This window comes from Helicobacter pylori, from assembly GCF_014498195.1.
Lineage (GTDB): Bacteria > Campylobacterota > Campylobacteria > Campylobacterales > Helicobacteraceae > Helicobacter > Helicobacter pylori_DO.
In genome coordinates this window covers 1-24687 of record NZ_JACTGH010000005.1, presented here as the reverse complement: position 1 = coordinate 24687, position 24687 = coordinate 1, and the positions used below count along the sequence as shown (strand labels likewise).

General features: G+C 40.0%; 21 protein-coding genes and 1 pseudogene. 12 read left to right on the top strand and 10 right to left on the bottom strand.

What is annotated here, in order from left to right; genetic code table 11:
* Positions 1–141: 141 nt before the first annotated feature.
* Complete coding sequence (gene hofH / locus H7N67_RS03310; RefSeq protein WP_079304287.1) at positions 142–1557, bottom strand: outer membrane beta-barrel protein HofH; 1416 nt, start codon at positions 1555–1557, stop codon at positions 142–144.
* Positions 1558–1863: 306 nt separating this feature from the next.
* Positions 1864–3501, bottom strand: coding sequence for a glucose-6-phosphate isomerase (pgi, locus tag H7N67_RS03305; RefSeq protein ID WP_187939050.1), 1638 nt, complete (start codon positions 3499–3501; stop codon positions 1864–1866).
* Between the two features lie 63 nt (positions 3502–3564).
* Here pgi and H7N67_RS03300 point away from each other — a divergent pair, with 63 nt between their 5' ends.
* Positions 3565–4725, top strand: a complete 1161-nt coding sequence (locus H7N67_RS03300) for an HP1165 family MFS efflux transporter (protein WP_187939049.1) — start codon at positions 3565–3567, stop codon at positions 4723–4725.
* Positions 4726–4731: 6 nt separating this feature from the next.
* Here H7N67_RS03300 and H7N67_RS03295 read toward each other — a convergent pair whose 3' ends face one another.
* Positions 4732–5706: an NAD(P)-binding domain-containing protein gene (locus tag H7N67_RS03295; RefSeq protein WP_187939048.1), complete on the bottom strand. Its 975-nt coding sequence runs from the start codon at positions 5704–5706 to the stop codon at positions 4732–4734.
* 24 nt (positions 5707–5730) lie between these two features.
* Complete coding sequence (gene ccoS, locus H7N67_RS03290) at positions 5731–5922, bottom strand: cbb3-type cytochrome oxidase assembly protein CcoS (protein WP_001922079.1); 192 nt, start codon at positions 5920–5922, stop codon at positions 5731–5733.
* Positions 5923–6045: 123 nt separating this feature from the next.
* Between ccoS and H7N67_RS03285 the strand changes: the two genes are divergently transcribed.
* The 3 genes from H7N67_RS03285 (at position 6046) to ybeY (ending at position 7690) form a co-directional block, all read left to right on the top strand.
* The gene (locus tag H7N67_RS03285; protein ID WP_187939047.1) at positions 6046–6627 is read left to right on the top strand and encodes a DedA family protein; all 582 of its coding nucleotides are present in this window, start codon (positions 6046–6048) and stop codon (positions 6625–6627) included.
* Positions 6628–6717: 90 nt separating this feature from the next.
* Positions 6718–7212 carry a flavodoxin gene (locus H7N67_RS03280; RefSeq protein WP_000516050.1) on the top strand — a complete coding sequence of 165 codons (495 nt, stop codon included), beginning with the start codon at positions 6718–6720 and terminating at the stop codon, positions 7210–7212.
* Between the two features lie 55 nt (positions 7213–7267).
* Positions 7268–7690, top strand: coding sequence for an rRNA maturation RNase YbeY (gene ybeY / locus H7N67_RS03275; RefSeq protein ID WP_187939046.1), 423 nt, complete (start codon positions 7268–7270; stop codon positions 7688–7690).
* A 244-nt stretch (positions 7691–7934) separates the two neighbouring features.
* On the opposite strand, the gene fic is transcribed toward ybeY, so the two are convergent.
* The 6 genes from fic to fliW form a co-directional block, all read right to left on the bottom strand.
* Positions 7935–8468 (bottom strand): protein adenylyltransferase Fic, encoded by a 534-nt coding sequence (gene fic, locus H7N67_RS03270; protein ID WP_187939045.1) that lies wholly within the window; start codon positions 8466–8468, stop codon positions 7935–7937.
* A gap of 26 nt (positions 8469–8494) precedes the next feature.
* A complete protein-coding gene (gene proC / locus H7N67_RS03265) occupies positions 8495–9268 on the bottom strand; it encodes a pyrroline-5-carboxylate reductase (RefSeq protein WP_187939044.1) in 774 nt (257 codons plus the stop codon).
* Between the two features lie 13 nt (positions 9269–9281).
* Positions 9282–12950 (bottom strand): Hop family outer membrane protein HopL, encoded by a 3669-nt coding sequence (gene hopL, locus H7N67_RS03260; RefSeq protein ID WP_187939043.1) that lies wholly within the window; start codon positions 12948–12950, stop codon positions 9282–9284.
* 22 nt (positions 12951–12972) lie between these two features.
* Positions 12973–15060 carry a Hop family outer membrane protein HopI gene (hopI, locus tag H7N67_RS03255; RefSeq protein ID WP_187939042.1) on the bottom strand — a complete coding sequence of 696 codons (2088 nt, stop codon included), beginning with the start codon at positions 15058–15060 and terminating at the stop codon, positions 12973–12975.
* Positions 15061–15166: 106 nt separating this feature from the next.
* Positions 15167–16228: an undecaprenyldiphospho-muramoylpentapeptide beta-N-acetylglucosaminyltransferase gene (gene murG, locus H7N67_RS03250; protein WP_187939041.1), complete on the bottom strand. Its 1062-nt coding sequence runs from the start codon at positions 16226–16228 to the stop codon at positions 15167–15169.
* An 11-nt stretch (positions 16229–16239) separates the two neighbouring features.
* On the bottom strand, positions 16240–16647 hold the full coding sequence (gene fliW, locus H7N67_RS03245; protein ID WP_078260885.1) for a flagellar assembly protein FliW: 408 nt from the start codon (positions 16645–16647) through the stop codon (positions 16240–16242).
* Positions 16648–16784: 137 nt separating this feature from the next.
* Here fliW and valS point away from each other — a divergent pair, with 137 nt between their 5' ends.
* The 8 genes and pseudogenes from valS to H7N67_RS03205 all read left to right on the top strand — a co-directional run bounded on the left by valS (position 16785) and on the right by H7N67_RS03205 (position 24320).
* Positions 16785–19403 carry a valine--tRNA ligase gene (gene valS / locus H7N67_RS03240; RefSeq protein ID WP_187939040.1) on the top strand — a complete coding sequence of 873 codons (2619 nt, stop codon included), beginning with the start codon at positions 16785–16787 and terminating at the stop codon, positions 19401–19403.
* Between the two features lie 14 nt (positions 19404–19417).
* Positions 19418–20764, top strand: coding sequence for a signal recognition particle protein (gene ffh, locus H7N67_RS03235; protein WP_187939039.1), 1347 nt, complete (start codon positions 19418–19420; stop codon positions 20762–20764).
* A gap of 73 nt (positions 20765–20837) precedes the next feature.
* Positions 20838–21068 carry a 30S ribosomal protein S16 gene (gene rpsP / locus H7N67_RS03230; RefSeq protein WP_000216125.1) on the top strand — a complete coding sequence of 77 codons (231 nt, stop codon included), beginning with the start codon at positions 20838–20840 and terminating at the stop codon, positions 21066–21068.
* A 16-nt stretch (positions 21069–21084) separates the two neighbouring features.
* Positions 21085–21432 carry a KH domain-containing protein gene (locus H7N67_RS03225; RefSeq protein WP_187939038.1) on the top strand — a complete coding sequence of 116 codons (348 nt, stop codon included), beginning with the start codon at positions 21085–21087 and terminating at the stop codon, positions 21430–21432.
* A complete protein-coding gene (gene rimM / locus H7N67_RS03220; RefSeq protein WP_187939037.1) occupies positions 21433–21987 on the top strand; it encodes a ribosome maturation factor RimM in 555 nt (184 codons plus the stop codon).
* Positions 21988–22677, top strand: a complete 690-nt coding sequence (gene trmD / locus H7N67_RS03215) for a tRNA (guanosine(37)-N1)-methyltransferase TrmD (RefSeq protein WP_187939036.1) — start codon at positions 21988–21990, stop codon at positions 22675–22677. It begins immediately after the preceding gene.
* A 21-nt stretch (positions 22678–22698) separates the two neighbouring features.
* Complete coding sequence (gene rplS / locus H7N67_RS03210; protein WP_000797699.1) at positions 22699–23055, top strand: 50S ribosomal protein L19; 357 nt, start codon at positions 22699–22701, stop codon at positions 23053–23055.
* Between the two features lie 463 nt (positions 23056–23518).
* Positions 23519–24320 (top strand): annotated as a pseudogene (locus tag H7N67_RS03205) (NYN domain-containing protein).
* The last annotated feature ends 367 nt before the right edge of the window (positions 24321–24687 follow it).

Below are 24687 nucleotides of genomic sequence, written 5' to 3'. Positions count from 1 at the left end.
GTTTTTAAAAAGCTATCGCTTGCTTTTTTAAAAGCTCAATTTTAAAGATGATTTAAAGATTAGAGAAACAGCGTTAAAAGACGCTTATCCTATCATGGGAGATAGCATCAAAATGATGCCTACCATAATCATAGGGTAGCATCAAAATGATGCTACTAGAGCCGTGTATAATGCGCTCCTGTCAGAATAAAGGGCGGGGAAGTCTTTAGGCACAGGCCCGTTTTCACCCGGTTTAAAGCCTTTGTTAGTATACACGCCATAATATGCAAGATCCACGCTACCGCTCAAGTATTCAGTGAATTTATAACCTAAAGAGATCATCGCTCTCGCTTCCCAAGAGACCACTGAATTGGAATATTGTGTGGCGAATTTCCATGTGAATTTTTTGGCAAAATGAGTGCCGCCACAAGAAAGGAAAATGGTAGCGGCGTCTCTTTTAAGGGCTGTGCCTGTAAAACCCGCATACACGCTGTTACTCCCCATGATCACACCGCTTGGATTCCCCATGTTGCCTATCCAACCATTAGCGTTTTGAAAGACCTTATAAAAGGCGATGGAAACATTGTAATTGTTGATATCAAAGCGTTGGCGGATAATGAGATTTTGCCCGTTTTGAGTGGCAGGCGTGTCGTATTTATAGACCGGGCTTCCATTGGATTTAACGATCATCCAAGGGTAGTAAATGGGGAAAAACCCTATGACAGCTGTATCAGAGCGAAAGCCTGTGCCGCTAAAATTAGGGTTAGAGTCCCAACCAATCTTAACGCCTGGAGCGTTAAAGATTTGAGGCGAAAGGTAATAAAAGCCTTCTATGAGGAAACGATGAGGTTTATAGGTGAGTTGCACCGCATGCGTGCCATAAAGCACCTTTCGCCCATGGCTATCATAACCTCCCTTATCGTTTTTGGTAAAGCCTCCGCTATAAGTGGTCCGTGCGGCAAACCAATCCATTAAAAACGAACCGTAAGCGAACGCCCTCCCAAAAGAGCTAAACCAAGTCAAGCGCGCATGCTTGTATTGCCCAGAAACTTGAAAGCCTTGCGTTTGCCCGCTTTTATAAGGCATAGTGGATAAATAGCGCCCGGCTTTTATTTCAAAATAATTCTTATAAGCGTATTCTAAATACGCATCGCTAAAGACATAATTGCGGACATTTTTGTTGTGTTTCATGTTCTGTGTTTCAAGGCTATCGGTTTGTAAGATATTCGTATAGCCCCCCATGAACCCATCGTAATAACCAAAGAGGTTATAAGCCACAGATCCGTCTTCAAACTTCTTCGTGCCGTCATAGAAAATAGATCCCACCATGCCCCCTATTTTGCCTTTTAGAACATGGTCTGAAACCTTTTTGGGTAACAGGCTAAAACCAAGCCCTAAATAGCCCGCAATCGTTGCGAATTGCTGCATAGGGTAGATGCCTCTTTCTTTATTGATTTTATGCTGGTTAAAACCGATAGTGCTGGATTGATCCACAAAGCCGTTGAGCTTAGCTTCAAAACCTTGTAAAGAAGAGCTTAAAAATGCCCCAAAGAATAAAACCTGACTTGCCTTTTTCATGCATGCCTCCTAAAATGAGATTGATAAATGCAAATGCTTTTAAAGATAAATCTATTCTTTGATTTTTATTATTCTTAGCTTTGAAGTAATTATAATATGTAAAATAATGCGTATGATGAGAAAGTCAAGCTTTTTAAAGCTAAAAACGATTAATTTGTAGAAAATTTACTCTCTTTAAATTCAAATGGCTAATATATGGCGCTAAAATCCGTTATGATTAACGGATGATTTTGAACGGAGTGCTTGAAAATGGGGGTTAAGCTTTGCTTGATTGTTTTTAGGTTTTATCTTGTTGTAAGATAAAGCCTACTGGTTGTAATTCTTATACAATTCTATTAAATGCTTAGTGGAGCTGTCAAAATAAGCGTTGCTTTTATGCCCTTCTAATTCTTGTAAAATCGGCACGGCTAATTCTTTCCCAAGCTCCACGCCCCATTGATCAAAGCTGTTAATATTCCAAATAACCCCTTGCACAAAGACTTTATGCTCATAAAGAGCCACCAACGCTCCAATATTGCTTGGTGAAATCTTTTCTAATAAAAGGATATTAGAGGGGCGGTTGCCAAAAAACACCCTGTGGTGGGCCAAGTCTTTGGCTTCATCTTTGTCTAAGCCTTTAGAAAGCAATTCCCCAAGCGCTTCTTCATAGCTTTTGCCTTTCATGAAGGCTTGCGCTTGCGCTAAAACATTGCTGAATAAAATCTCATGGTGGCCTTTAGCGTTAGGCTTTTTATCTAATGAGGCGATAAAATCAATGGGGATTAAATGCGTGCCTTGATGCAAGAGCTGGAAAAAGGCGTGCTGAGCGTTAATGCCCATATCGCCCCAAACAACAGGGCAGGTGTCATAGGGGATGGTTTCGCCTTTTTTGCTGATGCGTTTGCCATTGCTTTCCATATCCAATTGCTGAATGAATTTAGGGAAATGCCTTAAATACTGATCATAAGGAGCGATCAAGTGGCTTTTGGATTGGAAAAAATTGATATACCATACGCCAATCAGCCCCATTAAAACGGGTAAATTGCTTTCAAAAGGGGCGTTTCTAAAATGCTCATCCATCAAATACGCCCCCTTCAAAAGAGCGTTAAAATTTTTCTTCCCTAAATAGATCATAATGGATAAGCCAATAGCCGACCACAAGCTATAACGCCCCCCTACAAAATCCCAAAATTCAAACATGTTATGCTCGTCAATACCAAATTGTTGCACGGCTTCTTTATTGGTGGATACCGCTACAAAGTGCTTAGCGATATGCTTTTCATCGCCGCTTCTTTCTACAAACCATTTTCTAGCGGTTAGGGCGTTGGTCAAGGTTTCTTGAGTGGAAAAAGTCTTAGAAGCCACGATAAAAAGCGTGCTGGCTGGATTGATTTTTTCCAAAACGTCTAAAATCTGCGTGCCATCCACATTAGACACAAAATGCATTTTTAATCTCGGGTGGCCGTAGCGTTTTAAGGCGGTGCAAACCATTAAAGCGCCTAAATCTGAACCCCCAATACCGATATTGACAATATCAGTGATCACTTGATTGGTATAGCCCAATCTTTTACCGCTCCTCACGCTATCGCTAAAGGCTCGCATGCGTTTTAAAACGCTTCTCACGCTTTTTAACACTTCCATGTTGTCTAGTAAAATTTCAGTGTCATTCAAGCTTCTTAAAGCGGTGTGTAAAACGGCCCTTTTTTCGGTGGTGTTGATTTTTTCGCCCTTAAACATCGCTTCAATCTTTTCTTTTAAAGAGCAGTCATTCGCCAATTCAAAAAGAAGCTTTAAAGTGGTATCGTTCAGGCGGTTTTTAGAATAATCCAAGCTCAAGCTTTCCAATTGCACGAAATAACGGCTCGCTCGCTCTTTGTCTTTAAAAAACCAATCGCGCATATGCGCTTCTTTGATTTCTTCATAATGTTTGAGTAATTTTGGATAAGTTTTTAATTGAGTCAGCATCAATACCCCTTAATGAAAAGATATAACGCTGTATTATAAGCTAGTTTTAATTACAATTTTCAAATGTTAAGGAAAAACATTTTAGCTTACTATGGGGCGAACTTTCTCTTAATCATCGCTCAAAGCTTGCCCCATGCGATTTTAACCCCCTTGTTGCTTTCTAAAGGGCTTAGTTTGAGTGAAATCTTGCTCGTGCAAACCTTTTTTAGCTTTTGCGTGCTGGTGGCTGAATACCCAAGCGGCGTTTTAGCGGATTTGATGAGCCGGAAGAATTTATTCCTGGTTTCTAACGCCTTTTTAATCGCTAGTTTTTCGTTTGTGCTGTTTTTTGATAGTTTTATCCTCATGCTTTTAGCGTGGGGGTTGTATGGTTTGTATAGCGCATGCTCTAGCGGCACGATTGAAGCTTCACTCATCACAGACATTAAAGAAAACAAAAAGGATTTGTCCAAGTTTTTAGCCAAAAACAATCAAATTACTTATTTAGGCATGATTATAGGGAGTTCTTTGGGGTCGTTTTTGTATCTTAAAATCCATGCGATGCTGTATATTGTGGGGATTTTTTTAATCATGCTCTGTGCGCTAACGATCGTGTTTTATTTTAAAGAAAAAGAAGGGGATTTCAAAAGCCAAAAAAGCCTGAAACTCCTTAAAGAGCAAGTCAAAGGCAGTCTTAAAGAGCTTAAAGATAACCCAAAGCTTAAAATTTTATTAGTGGGGCATTTGATCACGCCCATCTTTTTTATGAGCCATTTTCAAATGTGGCAAGCGTATTTTTTAAAACAAGGCGTTAAAGAGCAATACCTTTTTATGTTTTATATCGCTTTTCAAGTGATTTCTATCCTCATTCATTTTTTAAAAGCCTCCAGTTATAGCCAAAAAATCGCCTTGAGTTCGCTTTTGGTGTTGCTAGGCGTTAGCCCCTTATTGCTTAGCAATATCCCTTATTGTTTCATAGGGGTGTATGCGCTCATGGTGGCGTTTTTCACTTACATGAGTTATTGCTTGGGGTATCAATTCTCCAAATTCGTTTCCAAAAACAACATTTCATCGCTCTCATCGCTTTTATCAAGCTGTGTGCGCGTGATCTCTGTGCTAGTTTTATCGCTCAGCAGTTTGGAACTGCGTTACTTCTCGCCCCTAACTATCATAACCATGCATTTTGCTCTAACGCTTCTCATCCTCTTTTTCTTTTTGTATAAGGCTAAGCCGTTTGATGAGTGAGCGGCTTTAAGAGTGCAACCTTTTAGCGATTTCTTGCGCAACATCATAGCCATGATTTAGTGCGGTAGCGATGCTCGCTCCTGATTTGAATAAAATATCGCCCACGATGAACAAATTAGGGATATTGTTGCTCTCTAAATTTTCTTTCACTATGGGGATATTGGTGCTAGGATCTAATTCTAAAGAACAGCGTTTAAAAAACTCTAAAGGGGTAGAGCCGCCGATCGCATACAGCAAGCGATCAAAACTCTCGCTCGTGTTATCGGTGAAATTCACCTTAATTTGAGTGTTATCTTCTTCTAGGCTTTCAATATCCACTCCAAGCTTGCTTTTAAGCGTGTTGTTGTCTAGGACTTCTTGCAAGTTTTTAGCGTTGTCTTCATTGATGCGGCTGAATTCTTTTTTGCGGTAATTGAGGGTGGTAGGGGTGGTTTTGCACAAAGCAATGGCGTATTCCACCGCTGAGTTGCCTCCGCCGATCACAAGGGTTTTTTCATTTTCCTTACAATCATTGATGCTAAAAACCACTTGTTTGGAGAGCGCAACAGGGATTTTATAAGCAGTAGGGCGGTTTGGTTGGCCCATTTTCCCGATCGCAACCACCACAAATTTAGCATGATAGGTTGTATTAGAAGTGGTGGTGATTTTAAAGTATTCGCCTTCTTTTTTCACGCTCTCAATATCGGTTTTATAGCTTGGCGTGATGCGATGCTCTTTTAAAAGGTTAGTGAAATTCTCTAAAGTTTCTTCTTTAAAGCTGTCTTTAAAAGGGATATGCCCTTTAAGCTCTACGACTTGCTTTTTATAATCTTTATCAATCCTTTTACCGGCTTTATAAAACTTCTCTATCATGCCTGAATGGCTTTCGGTTTTTTCGCACAAAAGCACCTTTTTAACGCCGGCTATTTCGCATTCTATAGCTGTGGCAATGCCCCCAGGCCCTGCGCCCACTATCAACACATCTAAAATTTCTTGGCTCATTTCTATCCTTTTATTTTAATTCTTTTAATTATCTTGGCGTTTTTCTTGTAAAATCGCTTCGTTCAAATCGCTCGCGCTGTCATACAACACGCTTTCAAGCATGCGTTTTTCATCGTCAAACTGACCGCTTTTAACCCCCCATAAAAACGCTATTAAGCCTACCAATCCCATAAGCACTGAGACAACTAACATGATGGTTAAAATTTCTGTATTCATCTCTATATCTTTTAGGTTATTAGGATAATGCTGTCATTATACTAAAAGATAGCGTTTAAATCACCAATAGGTTGAATAAGTTTGGATAACATGAAAATAAAAACGAATCAAAAGAGGGTTTTTATGCAAGAAGCGTTGTTGCGTTTTCAAGAGGGTTTTAAGGAGTGGGGTTATCTTATTTTGTTTTTATATTCTTTGGGGGGTGGGTTTGTGGGGATTGTTATCGCTTCTATTTTGAGCGCTACCACGCACGCTTTGGATATAAAAATAACCATTCTTGTCGCTTTTTTAGGGAATATGGTAGGGAGTGGGGCTCTTGTAATCTTTGCCCGCTATCAAAAAAGAGAGTTTTTAAAGTATTTCCAAAAGCATAGAAGAAAGCTTGCTTTAGCGAGTTTGTGGGTGAAACGCTACGCCTTGCTCATGATTTTTGTCAATAAATATTTGTATGGGATTAAAAGCGTTGTGCCTTTGGCGGTTGGTTTTAGCAAATACCCTTTAAAAAGATTTTTATGGCTTAATGTTTTTTCCAGTTTTTTGTGGGCGTTAATCGTGGGGAGCGTTTCTTTTCAAGCGAGCGATTGGGTGAAAACGCTGTATGAAAGGCTTTCTCATTACACTTCGTTTTTTGTGATAAGTTTTGTTCTTATAGTGCTTTTAATATGGTTTTTATTGAAACGATATTCGCGCAAAATGGGTTTTTAAGCAAGATTTTTAATTAAATGCGCTAGACTGCACCCACAAGCATTCGCATAAAGCGGGTGCGTTAATATCTTAAAAATAAGGATTGAGAACATGGGAAAAATTGGTATCTTTTTTGGGACAGATAGCGGGAACGCTGAAGCCATTGCTGAAAAAATCAGCAAGGCTATTGGTAATGCCGAAGTGATTGATGTGGCTAAAGCTTCTAAAGAGCAATTTAATGGCTTTACAAAGGTTATTTTAGTCGCTCCAACAGCTGGTGCGGGCGATTTGCAAACGGATTGGGAAGACTTTTTAGGCACACTAGAAGCGAGCGACTTTGCGAATAAAACCATTGGGCTTGTAGGCTTGGGCGATCAAGACACTTACAGCGAAACTTTTGCGGAAGGCATTTTCCACATTTATGAAAAAGCTAAAGCCGGCAAAGTGGTAGGACAAACTCCCACTGATGGTTATCATTTTGAAGCTTCTAAAGCGGTAGAAGGCGGTAAATTCGTGGGTCTAGTGATTGATGAAGACAATCAAGATGATCTCACTGATGAGAGAATTTCAAAATGGGTAGAACAAGTTAAAGGTTCTTTCGCTTAATCTTTATAGGCCCTAAATTTTAGGGCTTTTTTAAACTTCTTTTTATATCTTATTGATGCTAGAAATAGACAACCAAACCCCGCTAGAATCAGACTTTTCATTATTAGAAAAAATCGCAAATGTTTTAGCCCCCACTCAAATCATTGAGCTTGTTTTGGTGAGCAATGAAACCATGCGAGAAATCAACAGGGATTTAAGGGGTTGCGATTACGCCACCGATGTTTTGAGCTTCCCTTTAGAAGCGATCCCTCACACCCCTTTAGGGAGCGTGGTCATTAATGCACCATTAGCCCAAGAAAACGCCCTGAAATTAGGGCATAGCTTAGAAAATGAGATCGCTCTTTTATTCATTCATGGGGTGTTGCACTTGTTAGGCTATGACCATGAAAAAGATAAGGGCGAACAACGCCAAAAAGAGGGCGAACTCATTAAAGCGTTTGACTTGCCTTTGAGTTTGATTGAACGGGCACAAGATTAGTTTTAGATTGCTTTAATACTGACAAATAAAGCTTTTAATTTCTTTTAAAATGGGGCTTTAATTATTTTGTCTTATATTTTAAATTTTATTTTATAGTAAAGGGGGGATAGGATGTAAAACATTTCCTCCTGCAACCCCCCAACTAAATCCCACTAATCCCCTAAGATCGCGTTATAAAAAACTATCTCTTGACTAGCGTCAAACTCTTTCGTATTGGATTATAAAAAATGATTTTAGTATTTTTTCAAAGCCCTTCATAATAATATGACTGCGTGATGCCTTTAATGAAAGTTAAGGGATCGTTGGTATTAGAACTCAAATGCTTTTTTAAAAGCGTTTTGATTTCCAAATCATTCACAGGACTCCTTTCCATTGCGCTCAAATAAGCGGCTTTATCAATCCTATCCCAAAGCACGATTTTTTTTAATTCCTTTTTAAGCAACAAATCAAGCCATATCCTAGTCGCTCTGCCATTACCCTCCAAAAAAGGGTGGGCGATATTCATTTCCACATATTTTTCTATGATTTGATTGAAATTGCTTTGCGGCATGCTCTCAATTCTGGGTAAAATCAAATCCAAATACAAGCAGTTAGCGAACCTGAAATTCCCTTTAGAAATATTTTTATCCCTGATTTTCCCGGCAAATTCATACAGCCCTTCAAACAAAAACCGATGGATTTCTTGCAAGCCCTTGATCGTGCCTACTTCTATGGTGTCAATCAGACCGCTTTGGATCAAATACTTGGCTTTTTCCAAACTCTGTCTGTCTAAATGCATCGCGCTGATTTTTAAGAGTGTAATTTTTAGAGGCGCATTTTTTTCACGCTTTCATGGCATGCTTTTATAAACGCTCCCCTAACCCCCCTTTTTTCTAAAACGCTCAAGCCTTCAATCGTTGCGCCTTTAGGGGTGCAAATTTGCTCTATGATCACCTCGGGGCGTTCTTTTTCTAACAGCTTGGCAAAGCCTTTAAAACTCATTTTTACCAACTCTAAAGAATCTCTAGCGCTCAAGCCCTCTCTGATGCCGGCATCTTTCAAACCGCTCGCTACCAAGCTTAAAAACGCGAGCGTGCTCCCATTGGTCGCTATACTGGCATCCACCTGCTCTTCGTTTCCCACTCGCACGCAATTCCCAAAACTCTCAATAATACTCAAAGCTTTCTCGCTTATTGAAGGTGCAACCGATTTTTCGCACACCGCTGTAGAAGAAAGAGCGAATTTGCTCGCAATGTTGGGCATGCATTTTAAGTAATGCAAAGAATCCATCGCATTGCTTAAAGCTTCAAAATCCACCCCAGCTAGTGCACTCAAAACGCTTTTGGCTTGCCCTTGATAATTAAAATCCTTAAGGTTATAAGGCTTAAACAATAAAAACACGAATTTTTGGTGTATATCAATAGCGTCTTTATAAGGCACGATCTGGGCTTGAATGTTTTTTTCTTGTAAAAAGGGGGCGATTTTTTCAGGGTTTCGCCCAGTAATCTCTAAAATAAAACGCTTGGATAAGATCTCATGAGAGCCTTCTAAGATCGCTTGAGCCATGTTCCCATAGCCGATGAATTGTAAGATTTCCATAACGCGCCCTTTTTTAAAACCCCATGATGTAATTGATATAGAAAGTATAAAGCCTCCTATAGCTCACATCAGCCCCAGCACTATTCAAATACGCTTGATTGATGAGAGGCACTTTGATCCCAAATTCCACGCTCTTTTGGCTGATGACCCCTTGATTGTGGAATTTCTTAGCAAAACGCTTAAACTCTGCAAAGTTGGTGCGTACCCCAAAATTCAGCGCCACTTGAAAATTCGTTGAATGGATGTCATTGGCGTTCCCCCAGTTGTCAATGATTTGTTGCCTTAAAGAGCTAAGCCAAGTTGCACCGCCTAATTGGACCCCAGCAAATAGCCCAAAATTCAACGCTTTAGTGTTGTAAGTCCTCCTGAACAAGTTCCATAAAAAATCCGTGCCTACCCCATAAGCAAAGATATTCGCTTTCACGCTTTGATTGGCTAGGCCTATTTCACTAAAGCCGTAATCAAAGAAAAAATAATGCCTAAGGCCCAATTTTCTCGCTTTACCAAAGAAGTATTTATAGCCCAAACCAACCCCTAAGCCATTGCTCATGCCGTGTTGGGTGCTTTTAGCGGCCACATACTGGCTTAAAATGGGTTGAGAGCCGTAGTTATTGGCTTGATTTTGCGCGTTTTGAACCTGATTTCTGGCGTTAATCATCGCATCAATGAGTTTTTGTTGCACCATAAAGAAGGTTTTATCCCCTAAAAGCTGCCGTAAGGTTTGCGAGAATGACTGAATGGTGGTGGTGTTAGAAGTGATTTCTTGGAGCAAGGTTAAAATCGCATTAGGGCTAATATCGTTTTGTAAGGCTTGAAACCCTTGAGAAATAGCGCTCGTAATGGCTTGAAAAGCGCTTTTTAAGCTAGTATCATTGCTACTATTGTTATTATTTTGGATAAACCCGGCGGTTTTAATAAATTCAGTGAGCAAATTGATTAAATTATTCGTATCGCTCACCCCATTTGTGGGGATTGCCCCTAAAAGGTTGATAAGCCCACCGGAGCAAGTAGCACTACTATTATCACTGCTACTGCACAAACTACTAAGATTATTACTGCTTTTTAGCGCTTCAAAGAATTGTTTTAAGCCGTTTTCAACGCCTTTATTGTTCCCAGAGCTGGCGATAATGTTGGCTATTTTTTGGGCGTCGCTATAGACTTTTTGTAAATTGCTGTCGGTTGTGGTGGTTGCGTTAGTGGTGTTTTGCGTTTTGCTAGGGGTGTAGCAATTACTACTATTTCCATTCGCTCCGCTATTGCATGTTTGGTAGGCGTTATTAGCATAAGTCCCTAATTTCCCATCGCTGGCGTCTGTGAGCATTTGGTAGGCTGTGTTGATTTGGCTAGTTCCATTTCCGTTTCCACTGCTTCCCCCATTACTGCCCCCATTAACGCCCTTAAGATTTGTGATAATTTGATTGAGCAAACCATTGCTAGTGAGCGTGATTTGTTGGACATTGTAGGTGATGCTGTTCCCACCATTGTTCCCGCTTTGAGTTGTCGCTTGTGTTTGATACCCTAAAGCATTTTGCAACCCGCTGTAATAAGCCTTAGAATCGGACCATTGCTGATAGCACCAGTTACTACCGCTCCCATTCGTTCCGCTCGCGCATGCGTTATTTGTGGTGCTTGCTGCCCCGCTTGTTTGTTGGGCTTGTTGGCTTTGATTGATTAAAGCGTTCATGTCTGTAGGCACTTGCTGGTTAATCGTATTGATAAGCTGGTAGAAATTCGCTCTTAATTGGATGTGTAAATCTTGGTTATTGTTAGGAGTCATATATTGCGACTGATTCCCATTAGTGTTATAGATCGCATTCGCCCAAGCTTGGATATTACTTTCTTGGTTTTGAAAAGTGCTTTGAATGCTTTGTTGGAAATTGCTGACATTTTGCAATACGGTGTTTAAAGCTCCCATCACCGTGCTGCTAGGGGATTGATTGCTCGCCCCACTGCTTTGAGCTAAATTGGCCGTTTTAGCTTCTTCTTCATTATTCACCACCACCGTCGCTTTCAGTTTGGGAGCGTTGCTTTTAGCTTGAGTATTAGCGCTAGTCGTAGAGCTTAAAATATTTTGCAATTGGGCGTTCCCGCTGATGCTCAAACCCCCCGAATTATTGTTATTGCATGCATCTTGCGAGCCGCTGCTATTTGGGCATAGTATCTGAGCGTTTTTTTGCAAATTTTCTTCTGAAGTTTTTAAAGAGTTATAAACGCTCCACACTTGAGAAACAAGGTTAAAAGAATTCACGCCGATCTGCTCTTTGCCCCCTATGGTTTGGACTTTGGAGGTAGCGACTAAAGAATTGTCAAAACTGCTTGTGTTGTTTGTGTTATTCGTGGAGCTTGTGGCTTTGCATGAAATCCCACTAGAAGCATCGCTAGAAAGGCTCCCGGTAGCGCTTGCGCAATCATAGGCGCTGATATTTTGCCCTTGAGCGTTGGTAACGGTGCCGATTTGGTAGTTATTGGAAGTGTTTTTGAGCAGGTTTTTAGGCTCAGTAAAACTAATCCACGAAATTTGTTTTAAAGCGTTATTGTATTGTGTTATCGTGCTTTCATAGGCTTGGAAATTCAAAGCGTTGTGCAAGTTGTTTAAATTATAGGTGGTGTTGTTGATCGCATTGTTGTCTAAAGTGTTGATAGCAACGCTTTGAAGCTTTTGAGCGATGGCTTGGACTTGCTGGTTGGCTTGGTTATTTGAAGTGGGGGTTGCGGCTAAAGGGGCTAAATTTTGGATGAATTGCTCTAAGCATTGGACTTGATTGGTGCAACCATTGGGGTTATTTTGATTATTGGTGGTTAATGTCCCTTGTAAAGTGTTCATTAAAAGGGTGTTGTTGTATTGTTGTTGGTTGTTGCTGTTTGAAGAAGTAGAGCCTAAAATGGAATTAGTTGGATAAAATACGATTTGTCCCGGTGGGTTTAGCACCACATGCGTTGTGGTTGTCGTAGGGAAATACCCCACCCCAAGTGTGGTCAAAGCATTTTTTAAAGCGCTCACATAAGCGGTATTATCGCTAGAGGCATTCACCGCATCGGTCAGATTGGAGAGCAAGGATTGCGCGTAAGTGGTGCTAGTGGTTTTAGTGATGCTGTGTTCAATTTGTTGCAATAATTCTGCCATGGATTGCGCGGTGTTTTGGAGCTGGGCTTTGACTTCTTTGGTGTTGTTGCTGGGATTAAGGCTATTGATAGAACTAATGATGCTAGTGCTTAGCGCGATGCCTTCATCAAACGCGCTTTGGGTGTTGGAAAGGAGTTTGGCTGTGAGTTGTGAAGAGTGGGCTTTTAAGGGATCAGAGCTTCCTTTAAGCCCTATGATTTGCTGGGAAATGCTAGAGATTTGACGGCTAGAATAAAAGTCTTTTCTTTTGCCAATTTGATTTAAGATATTAGAAATGCCCTCTAATTGGTTGCCAACGGTGTTACTCACGCCATAGCCTAAAGCGTCAATGACGCTTTGAGAGCTTAAAGTGATTAAACCGGTAGTAGGCCCTGCAATATTGATCGCGCTTTGGGTTACGCTGTTGATGATATTTTGATTTTCTAAAAGTTGTTTGTTATTGATGAATTGTTGCGTGCCACCGATTTGATAGCCTACAGACATATACCAGCCATTGTCTTCGGCTAAGAGAGAGCCAATTAAAAAGAGTGGTATAAATTTTTTAGCTTTTTTTATCATATTTTTCCCTTATTTTATTTAATCAAAAGCCTATGTTGTAACCCACATAAAAACTAAAGGCTCTTCTATACTTCGCTGTAACGCCCTCTGATTGGTAATAGGTGTGATAAAGCACCGGTATTTTAACGCCAAATTCTATCCCTTGAGAAAAACGAGATCTTCTTTGCTTAGCGATTTTGGAAAAATTAGTCCTTATGCCTAAATCAAAAAGGAATTGGAAAGAAGTGTCCTTAGGTTTAAGATGGTTGCCATCCACTTGATCTAAAAAATTCGTTTTCCAGGTTTGCCCTGCCAGTTGGATGCCGGCAAAAAAACCTATATCTATCGCTTCAGTCCCTCTTTTTCTCGTGAAAACATTATAAAGAAAGTCTGTGCCTGTGCCATAGCTAGAGAGAGTGGCTTTCACTAAAGAAGGTCCTGCGCCAAATTGAGCGTAACCAAAATCATAAAAACCATAATACCTAAGCCCAAACATGCGCTTTTTGCCAAAGAATTGCTTATAGCCCATTTTCACGCCAAAGCCGTTCATGTTATTAGAATTAGAGTTATGCTCCAAAAAATTCCTAGCAAAGCCCATTTGATAGACTTGACTCACTTTAGTTTGCATTTCATCAATCACCCCACCAATCACTTCTTTAGAGCGATAAAGCCCATAAGCCATTAAAGTTTTTGCCGTGGGGGAATAGGGGTTGGCTAAGATCTTGTCTATTTGTGCAGGGGTGGGAGCGTTTGTGGCTTGCTCTAGTTGGTTCATGATGACTTTTTGCTCTTGTTGGGCTTGTTGCGGGGTTAAATTAGGGGTTGCATTATTGGTGTTAGCTTTTCCTCCATAGCTAGGCAAGAAATTCAAACCTTTATTGTTTAAATCCAAATAGGGGGCGACCCAATTGGTGATAAAATCCCCATACGCTGCGGTGTTACTAAGCAAGCTTTCCCCATAGTTGATCGCTTCTTGCATCTGGCTATAGCTTGAAGTGCCTGTCAGTTTAGCGGCTTTATTGGCGAAATTTTGCATGCCTGAAAAAATCATAGAAGCGGTGATGCCATTAGCGATGATGCTATCAGCTAAATAATAGACTGCCGAGCTAGGGTGGTAGGTGTATTGGCCATTGCCTGATCCAACCGTCGCTCCAGCGGGTAATTCTTTTAAGGGCGCTTGCGTGCCATTAGCGCCGTTTTTGGTGTAATAGCCCGGACCGCTAAAGCTTTGATAGCCTTGTTGGGAATTGCTGCCATTAGGGGCTTTGTTATAGGTGAAGCCAAATTGCTTTTCATTGGCTAAGCCCCCTAAAATCCCTGCTTGCATTAAAGCCTGGAAGATGTTTTGGGCGTTTTGAGCGATAGATTTAGCTTCATTAGTAGCGGTGCATTGGTTTTGAGTGCTGCAAATGGTTTGGTTATTGTTTACTGTGGCTAAGCCGTCTTGTAAAAGGTGTTGCAAGACTTCAGGGCTAAAACTCACAGGACTGCCATCAGGGGTGCTAAAAGATTTATTCGTTAAGGTTTGGTTATACCAGAGCGTGGTTAAAGCGTTGGTAATATCATCGTTTAAAGCGTTCATGGTATTGGCTAGACCCTCAGGTAAAGCAATAACGGTGCTTTGATTGCCGAATTTGACGTTAAAGACTTTGGCGTTAGGAAGGTTTTCAGGGTTACGGAGTAGAGTCTCGCCGATGAGTTGGGTGAGCTTGTCTAAATTATTGACTAAAGATTGCATATCAAAGGTGGCATTGACATTGCCTCTTGGGGGATTGTTGCCTGTATCGCCATTACTTTCTTTAGGATAGCCCCCCGCATAGAGCAAACATCTTTTAGAAGGATCAGGGCAGAGCATTTGCATTAAAACTCTAGTTTGTTGCCCCATCGCTTCTAAATAATAGGCTAAAGGCACTGCCGCAGATTCTAGAGCGATAGCGTTTTGGCGGATGTAGGTGGATGCGTCTTGACTGGCGTTAAGCCCTGAGTTATCCACCCTTTGAACGGTCAAAGAAGTTTGATAACTCACCCCCATAAAAAACCCGTCATCTTCTGCCATTAAAGGGTTAAGAAAAAATAAGGGGAGTAGGCTAGAATAGATGAGCCATTTTTTATTAAAAATAAAGTTTTGCAAGGGGTTATCCTTTTCTTTTTATAAAGATTTGAGCTATCCTAATTTTATCTTATTTATCGCTTAAGTTTAATGGTTAGTCGCTTAATTGTTGATAAAATGGGCTATTTTAGGTGTTCAAAATCGTTTCAATAATGGTTTTTGCGCCGTCTTTAGCGATTTTTTGTTGCAATTGGTTGCTGATAGTGGTGAGGTTTTTATTGCCTTGATCGTCTTTTTGGTTGAGCTTTCTAATGACTTCAAAGAGTTTTTTAGGCAATAATTCATTTTGAGGCACGACATAGCATAAGTTTTCTTTTTCAAATTCTAAGACATTGTAATACTGGTGGTTATTGCTCGCAAAAGGGTAGGGGATAAAAATCGTGGGTAAGCCATTGGCGCACAATTCCCACACGCTGCTCGCTCCGGCTCGGCTCACACACAAATCCGCCCTGTGCATGACTTCTGTGATATTATTGTGGAAAGCGAACAATTCTACCTTATCCAACAGCCCCAATTCCTGGTAAAAAAAACGCATTCTTTCATGAGCGTCTGAGCCGCAAATATGCGTGATTTTAATCCCTTGTTTGGTGAGTTTAGGAGCGTTTAATAACGCAAACTCATTGATCGCTCTTGCCCCTTGCGAACCGCCTAAAAATAAAATATGCTTGATTTCAGTTCGAGTCCTAGCAAAATCAAAAAAAGCGTTTTGCACGGGATAGGAGGTTAAAACATGATTTCCTTTATCTTTAAACGCATAGCTTGAAAACACCGCCTTAGCTTTAGGGGAAAGGTAGCGATTAAGAGAGCCTTTAATCGCATTTTGCTCATGGATATAAAGGGGTATGTGATTGAGCAAGCTTGCAAAACTCGCCGGCCCTGCGCTAAACCCTCCCACGCTAATGGTGTGCGTGATCTGGTGTTTTTTTAAAATTTCTTTAGCCTTAAAAGCGGCTTTAGCTTGCAAGAATAAAGAGCCTATTTTTTTAAAAAAGCTTTTATTGACCACGCCTTGCGTGTTGAAAAAATAGCGTTCGCTAAACAGGGGGCTATTTTCAAACCATTCTTTATCTTGCCCGTAAGTGGAGCCTAAATAAATAGCCTCTATGCCTTGCTTTTCTAATTCTATGGCTAAGGCTTTAGCGATAGAGAGATGCCCCCCTGTGCCTCCCCCTGTAAGAGCGAATTTCATGCTAAAAACCCTTAAGCTCGTTCTCTTTCTTTAATCACAAAGCTTTTCAAAGGATCTCTAAAGCCAAAATCCGGATAATCCATCATAGAAAGCGCCACTTGAGCGCCAAAGCCATTTTTGGAATTAAACACTAAGGGGGCTAAGAAATTAACCATAGAATCTTCTAAATTTTTTTGCAACACGACCACGCAATACACCTCAACTTTGGAATGAGAATCTAATTCTAGCAGTAATTCTATGTATTTGGGTATCACAAAGCTGTATTCCCTCAAACAATAAGGATTCACTAAGACCATATCCAACGCCATGGGCGAGTTCGTTTGACTAACCAATCGGCTGAATAAGGAATCAATTTTTTCCAAACGCACTTCATTGATATGCTCAAATCCTAAAATAGGGGCTTTTAAAAAGTAATTCACTGGACTATCCTTTTTAATTTAAATGCTTTGTTGTATAATTTTGAAAAAATACGCAACAATTAAAAGCGTAAAAGCAAAAGGCGTTCCAAAATTCAACCATTTTTGAAAGAACGCTCTATTTTAGGATAATAACAATAATGAAACAAGAACCCACCACCTACCAGCCAAAAGAGATAGAAAAAAAGATTTATGAAATTTGCTCTCATAGGGGGTATTTTGAAATTGATGGCAATGAAAAAATCCAAGAAAAAAACAAACGATTTTGCTTGATGATGCCCCCTCCTAATGTGACCGGTATCTTACACATAGGGCATGCTTTAACTTTAAGCTTGCAAGATATTTTAGCGCGTTATAAACGCATGGATGGGTATAAGACCTTGTATCAGCCCGGGTTGGATCACGCCGGCATTGCGACGCAAAATGTTGTAGAAAAGCAGCTTTTAAATCAAGGGATTAAAAAAGAAGATTTAGGGCGTGAAGAGTTCATTCAAAAAGTGTGGGAGTGGAAAGAAAAGAGTGGGGGAGCGATTTTAGAGCAAATGAAGCATTTAGGCGTGAGTGCGGCCTTTTCTAGGACTCGTTTCACGATGGATAAGGGCTTGCAAAGAGCGGTCAAAATGGCGTTTTTGAAATGGTATGAACAAGGTCTCATCGTTCAAGATAATTACATGGTGAATTGGTGCACTAAAGACGGGGCGTTGAGCGATATTGAAGTTGAGTATGAAGAGCGTAAGGGGGCGTTGTATTATATTAGATATTATTTAGAAAATCAAAAAGATTATTTAGTGGTGACTACCACACGCCCTGAAACTTTGTTTGGCGATAGCGCGCTTATGGTCAATCCTAACGATGAGAGGTACAAGCATTTAGTGGGGCAAAAAGCGATCTTGCCTTTAATCAATCGCACAATCCCTATTATCGCTGATGAACATGTGGAAATGGAGTTTGGCACAGGGTGTGTGAAGGTTACCCCTGGGCATGATTTTAACGATTACGAAGTGGGCAAACGCCACCATTTGGAAATGATTAAAATCTTTGATGAAAAGGGGATTTTAAACGCGCATTGCGGGGAGTTTGAAAATTTAGAACGATTAAAAGCCAGAGATAAGGTCGTAGAAAGATTAAAAGAAAACGCTCTATTGGAAAAAATAGAAGAACACACGCATCAAGTGGGGCATTGCTATCGTTGTCATAATGTGGTAGAGCCTTATGTGTCTAAGCAATGGTTTGTCAAGCCTGAAATCGCTCAAAGTTCTATTGAAAAAATCCAACAAGGTTTAGCGCGATTCTACCCTTCTAATTGGATCAATAATTATAACGCTTGGATGAGGGAATTACGCCCTTGGTGTATCAGCAGGCAATTGTTTTGGGGGCATCAAATACCGGTATTTACTTGCGAGAATAACCACCAGTTTGTGAGCCTAGATGCTCCCTTAAATTGCCCTACTTGTAAGAGTGAAAAATTAGAGCAAGATAAAGATGTGCTAGACACTTGGTTTAGTTCAGGGTTATGGGCGTTCTCTACTTTGGGGTGGGGGCAAGAAAAAAGCGGTTTGTTTAATGAAAACGATTTGAAAGATTTCTACCCTAACACCACGCTCATTACCGGGTTTGACATCCTCTTTTTTTGGGTGGCTAGGATGCTTTTTTGCAGCGAATCGCTTTTAGGCGAATTGCCCTTTAAGGATATTTACTTGCACGCCTTAGTGAGAGATGAAAAAGGTGAAAAAATGAGCAAATCTAAGGGTAATGTGATCGATCCTTTAGAGATGATAGAAAAATACGGTGCGGATAGTTTGCGTTTCACTTTAGCCAATTTGTGCGCTACGGGTAGGGACATTAAGCTTTCTACTACGCATTTAGAAAATAACAAGAATTTTGCCAACAAGCTTTTCAATGCGGTGAGTTATTTGAAACTCAAACAAGAATCTTTCAAAGATAAAGAGCGTTTGAACGAATACCAAACGCCTTTGGGGCGTTATGCGAAATCGCGCTTGAATCTTGTCACTAAAGAGGTTCGTAACGCTTTAGACAATTATCGTTTTAATGATGCGACGACTTTGTTATACCGCTTTTTGTGGGGGGAATTTTGCGATTGGTTCATTGAATTTTCTAAAGTGGAAAATGAAGCGATAGACGAGTTAGGGAGCGTGTTAAAAGAAGCTTTAAAACTCTTGCACCCTTTCATGCCCTTTATCAGCGAGTCTTTATACCACAAGCTCAGTAACACGGAACTAGAAAACGCTCATTCTATCATGGTCATGCCTTACCCTAAAGATTTGGCGCAAGATGAAAAACTAGAGCATGAATTTGAAGTGATCAAAGATTGCATCGTGTCTTTAAGGCGTTTAAAAATCATGCTAGAAACCCCACCGATTGTTTTAAAAGAAGCGAGCGTGGGATTAAGGGAAAAAATAGAAAACACAGAGCGTTTGCAAACTTACGCCCAAAAATTAGCGAAATTAGAAAAAGTCAGCGTGATAACTTATAAGCCTTTAAAAAGCGTGAGCGATGTGGGGGAATTTTGCCAAACTTATGCAAATTTAGAAAATCTTGATTTAAGCCCGCTTGTTGCGCGTTTAAAAAAGCAGCTAGAAAAACTGGAAAAAGAAAAACTAAAACTCAATTTGCACAATGAAAATTTTGTCAAAAACGCGCCTAAAAGCGTGCTAGAAAAAGCCAAAGAGAGTTTAAAAACGCTTTTAGAAAAAGAGGGTAAGATTAGGCAAGAATTGGATTTGTTAGAACAACCATAATCAAAGGATAGAAAATGTTTCAAGCGTTAAGCGATGGGTTTAAAAACGCACTCAATAAAATCCGCTTTCAAGATGATGAAAAAGCACTAGATCGGGCGTTAGATGAATTGAAAAAAACGCTCTTAAAAAATGATGTGCATCATAAAGTGGCTAGGGAATTGCTCAAAAAAGTGGAAAGTCAAACTAAACTTAATGGCATTGGTAAGCAGCAATTTTTAGACGCTTTAGAAAAGAGCTTGTTAGAAATTTTAAGCGCTAAAGGGAGCAGTGGTTTTACTTTCGCTCAAACGCCCCCCACCGTGGTTTTAATGGCCGGTTTGCAAGGGAGCGGTAAGACAACCACGACCGCTAAACTCGCTCATTATTTAAAAACCAAAAATAAAAAAGTGCTTTTATGCGCATGCGATTTGCAACGCTTAGCGGCGGTGGAGCAATTAAAGGTTTTGGGCGAACAGGTGGGCGTGGAAGTTTTTTACGAAGAAAATAAAAGCGTGAAAGAAATCGCCAACAACGCTTTAAAAAGGGCTAAAGAAGCGCAATTTGATGTTTTGCTCGTGGATAGCGCGGGGCGTTTAGCCATTGATAAAGAGCTTATGCAAGAATTAAAAGAAGTTAAAGAAATCTTAAACCCCCATGAAGTGCTGTATGTCGCAGACGCCTTGAGCGGGCAAGATGGCGTCAAAAGCGCGAACACCTTTAATGAAGAAATAGGCGTGAGCGGGGTGGTGTTAAGCAAGTTTGATAGCGATTCTAAAGGGGGTATCGCCTTAGGCATCACTTATCAATTGGGCTTACCCTTGCGTTTTATTGGGAGCGGGGAAAAAATCCCTGATTTAGATGTGTTTGTGCCTGAAAGGATTGTGGGGCGTTTGATGGGGGCTGGAGATATTATCTCGCTCGCTGAAAAAACCGCCAGCGTTTTAAACCCTAATGAAGCCAAAGATTTAAGCAAAAAGCTCAAAAAAGGGCAATTCACTTTCAACGATTTTTTAAACCAGATTGAAAAAGTGAAAAAATTAGGCTCTATGAGTTCTCTAATCTCTATGATTCCAGGTTTAGGGAATATGGCAAGCGCGCTAAAAGACACGGATTTAGAAAGCTCTTTAGAAGTGAAAAAAATCAAGGCTATGGTCAATTCCATGACCAAAAAAGAGCAAGAAAACCCCGAGATTTTAAACGGCAGCCGAAGAAAAAGGATCGCACTAGGGAGCGGCTTAGAAGTGTCTGAAATCAATCGCATCATCAAACGCTTTGATCAAGCGAGCAAAATGGCGAAACGCTTAACGAATAAAAAGGGTATTAGCGATTTGATGAATCTAATGGGTCAGGCTAAAAATCAAATGCCCCCTAAAATGTGCTGATTTTTAAGCATGTTTTAGGCGCTTTTGTTGTATAATCTCAAATTTAATACGAATATTTTAGGAGATTTTTGTAATGACAGTCATTAGACTCACTCGTATCGGGAGAAAGAAAAAGCCTTTTTACAGAGTGGTGGTAACCGATTCTAGGAAAAGAAGAGATGGAGGCTGGATTGAATCCATTGGGTATTACAACCCTTTAAGCGAGCCTAAAGATATTAAAATTGATAAGGAGCGCTTGAATTACTGGAAAGGCGTGGGGGCTAAAATGAGCGAGAGGGTGGAAAAACTTTCTCAAAAAGCCTAAGGTTTTGTGAGGCTAAATGTGCGAATTGGATCCTTTGAACACGCCTTTTTCTCAAGATGAGTGTAAAGACTATTCGCATTGCGTGGCAACTTTTTTAGAAAAATATTTAAAAAAGGTTGTTTCTTTTCCGCAAGCTTTGAGCGTAGAGCACACGCTTTTAGAAGATAAAGTCAAGCAAATCACTATTTATACCCACCCATCAGACATGGGGCATGTGATCGGTAAAAAGGGCAAAATGGTGAGCGCGATTAAGGCGTTTGTTTCTGGCGTGAAAGCCAAAGACGGGTTTTCTTATAAAATCGTTGTTTTTGCTAGTAAAAATGGCGATAAAAATCCCCATGTTTTAGGCGATCAAACGCCTTGAATGGTTTCTATGCTTTTAGTGGGCAGAATTGGTAAAAGCGTAGGGCTTAATGGGGGGTTAAAGCTCCATTTAGAAAGCGATTTTCCGGAGTGTTTAAAAAAAGGCGTTAAGGTGAGTGCCGCTCCCTTGAACGCTTTTTCCTGTGCTTCTTCTTTTAAAGAATATACAATCCATTCTTATGAACATGCTAAAAACCTGTTGTTTTTAGAAACTATCCACACACCTGAAAAAGCTAAAGAGCTGACTAATTTAGGGCTTTTTATGAGCGAAGAAGAGAGTAAAAAACTCTGTGTTTTAAAAGATGGGGAGTTTTTTTATTGCGATTTAGTAGGGCTTAGCGTGGTGGAAGAAAACGAGATTTTAGGAAAAGTCATAGAAATCCAAAGGATTTCTCAAATAGATTATTTCATGGTTGAAACCGCAAGAAGTTTGGTTGAAAAAGGTTTGGCTAAGATTTTTTTAATCCCTTATAGGGATTTTTATATCAAAGAAATCCTTTTGCAAGACAAAAAAATAACCACCAATAACGCTAAAACGCTTTTAGAGAATAGTTGAGTGAAATTCAGCGTTTTAACCCTTTTCCCGCAACTCGTTTTACCCTATTTTGAAGATTCTATTTTAAAAAGAGCGTTAGAAAAAAATCTTTTTGAATTAGAAGTGTTAAACCTTAGGGATTTTAGTGCTAATAAATATCAAAAAGCGGATCACACGCTCATTGGTGGGGGTGCAGGGCAAATTTTAGACCCTGAGATGGTAGAAAACGCGCTCCATTTTATTAAAAACCCTAAACACACGATTTTTTTAAGCGCGGTGGGCAAGCCTTTCAAGCAAACAGACGCGATGCGTTTGGCTCAAAAAAAGCATGTCGTTTTGGTGTGCGGGCGTTATGAGGGCTTTGATGAACGCTCTATTGAATTGAGTGCTGATGAGGTTTTTTGTATAGGCGATTTTATTTTAACAGGGGGCGAGCTTGGGGCGTTGTGCTTGATAGATAGTATCGCTCGCCACATTCAAGGGGTTTTGGGTAATGCCCGATCTTTAGAAAATGAGAGCTTTGAAAACCATTATTTGGAAGCCCCTAATTTCGCTAACGCTGTTTTTAAATCCAAAGAAATCAATAAAATCCCTGCCCCTTTAGAATATTCTAAAGGAAATCATGCTAAAATTGAGCAAATAAAACTTGATTTGTCAAAATTAAGGACAAAATTTTACCGCCTTGATTTATTCAAACAGCACAAATCATGAAATTGACATTAAGGAAAACACATGAAAAACCGCTACATTCAGCAGTTTGAAGACGCTCAATTAAAAGACAAGACCATGCCAGCATTTAAAGCCGGCGATACTTTGAGATTGGGTATCACCATTAAAGAAGGCGAAAAAACACGAACTCAGTATTTTGAGGGCGTGTGCATTGCGATTAGAGGCAATGGCGTGGATAAGACTTTTTGCGTGCGTAAAATAGGGGCTAACAATATCGGCGTGGAGAAAATTTTCCCTTTCTATAGCGAAAGTTTGGCGAGCGTTGAGGTGTTGCGCGTGGGCAGGGTGCGCCGCGCGAAGCTCTACTACTTGCGCGATAGGAGAGGTAAGGCAGCAAGGATTAAAGAAGTCCGCCATTAACTTCAAGGCTTTTTGTCAGTCATGCTTCAATCAATGCTGATGGGTAGAACGCTCTTTGGGGGTTGAAATCCGTTTTCTAACCGCTTCTCTTAAAATTAGTGTAGAACTTTTTCAATGGGTTTGATTGGCTTGAGAAGAGTTTTTCTAATCCCTTTTATAGTTTTTATTTTAGTTTTATTTTAGTTTTTACTACCAACTTTTTTAAAGCTTTCTTTAGCGTTCGTTTTTTTCAAGGCAAAGTTTTAATAACTTCTTTTCTAGATAACTTCTTTTCTGGCTTGCTATCTGTTAAACTGAATTTTAGCTCTGTCTTTAATGGAGCGTTGGTTGTCAAATTTTAAAAGGCTTTGAATGTCTGTATTGGATGAGAACAGAACTTTTATTTTTTTTAAGAAACAAGGCATGTTTAGATCCCCATGCTATAAATCAACCCTTATGGCAAATTCGTATTTTGGGAGAAAACATGGAAAAAACTGAAACCACGATTTTTGTGGATTGGGAAAATCTGTTACACGATCTCATAGCAATCCAAAAAAACCCCAAAACAGACAAGCATTTTAGCTCTCCTCATTTCATTTTCAATAGCCCCGAACAACTCTTAGCGCTAATCCGTTCGTTTTTGGAGCCTGAAGAGGAATTGAAGCGGATCTATTTTTATGTATCTGAGCCTTTCACAGAAGTTGAACCTAGAATCAAGGGCAATAAAAACGAAGAACTTGAGGAGTATAAAGAGAAGAATCCTAAAGATTATGAGGAAAGAGTGAATAAATCAGGGATTATCCAATCTTTCAACCACAATATCGCCCAACAAAATCAAGTGAAATTACGAGTCGGGCGGGTAAAGTTCAAATTCGTATATAAGTTCGAAGACAAAGAAGTCTATAATGGTCTAGAAGCCAAGATTTTCATACCTTACTTAAAGTTGCGTCAAAAACAAGTTGATGCACTGTTGGTGCACGATATTACCAAGCTGTATTGCACCAAACAAGGAGGGTGTATTTTGCTGTTCAGCAGGGATACCGATTTTGTGCCTGTGTTAGAAGCCGCTTGGGAGAAAGGCTTTGAAGTCTTCATCGCCAACATTCAAGAAAGCCCCCAATTCTGTCCCTTCAGACTTGAAGAAGTCTTGCGGTGTGAGAGAGCGCAGTGTCGCTGAAATTGTAGTCAAGTTGCCCAAAAGTCAGCACTCCCCCAAGAAAAAGAACTTTCCCCCCAACGAGCCTTTTAACAACCCATTTAAAGACCAACTCTTTAAGAAGAACTAACACGATCCCCCCACCAAGGGGACAAAAAAGCACCCAATTTAAAAGGGTTAGCTTAAGCGGATTTTTCTAATCCATGATTTCATTTTTTGCTCTCTATTATGGAGTGATTTTTGAAAACGGAGATAAATTAGCGCTTAATGGTGTATTTATAGGGAATGCACGCATGTTTTTGGCGGTATTTAGATTTCTCAAAACCCAATCGTTTTAAAATTTTAACTTACTCTGTCAAAAATTTTTATAATTTAAGCAAACCTTAAGCTTTCTATGACTATACTTTCATTTCCTTGTTTCAGCAAGGGCTTTTAAAAAGCCGCTTGATACCTTACAAGGATAGCTGATTAAAAGCAAACGATCTTTGAAAACTAAG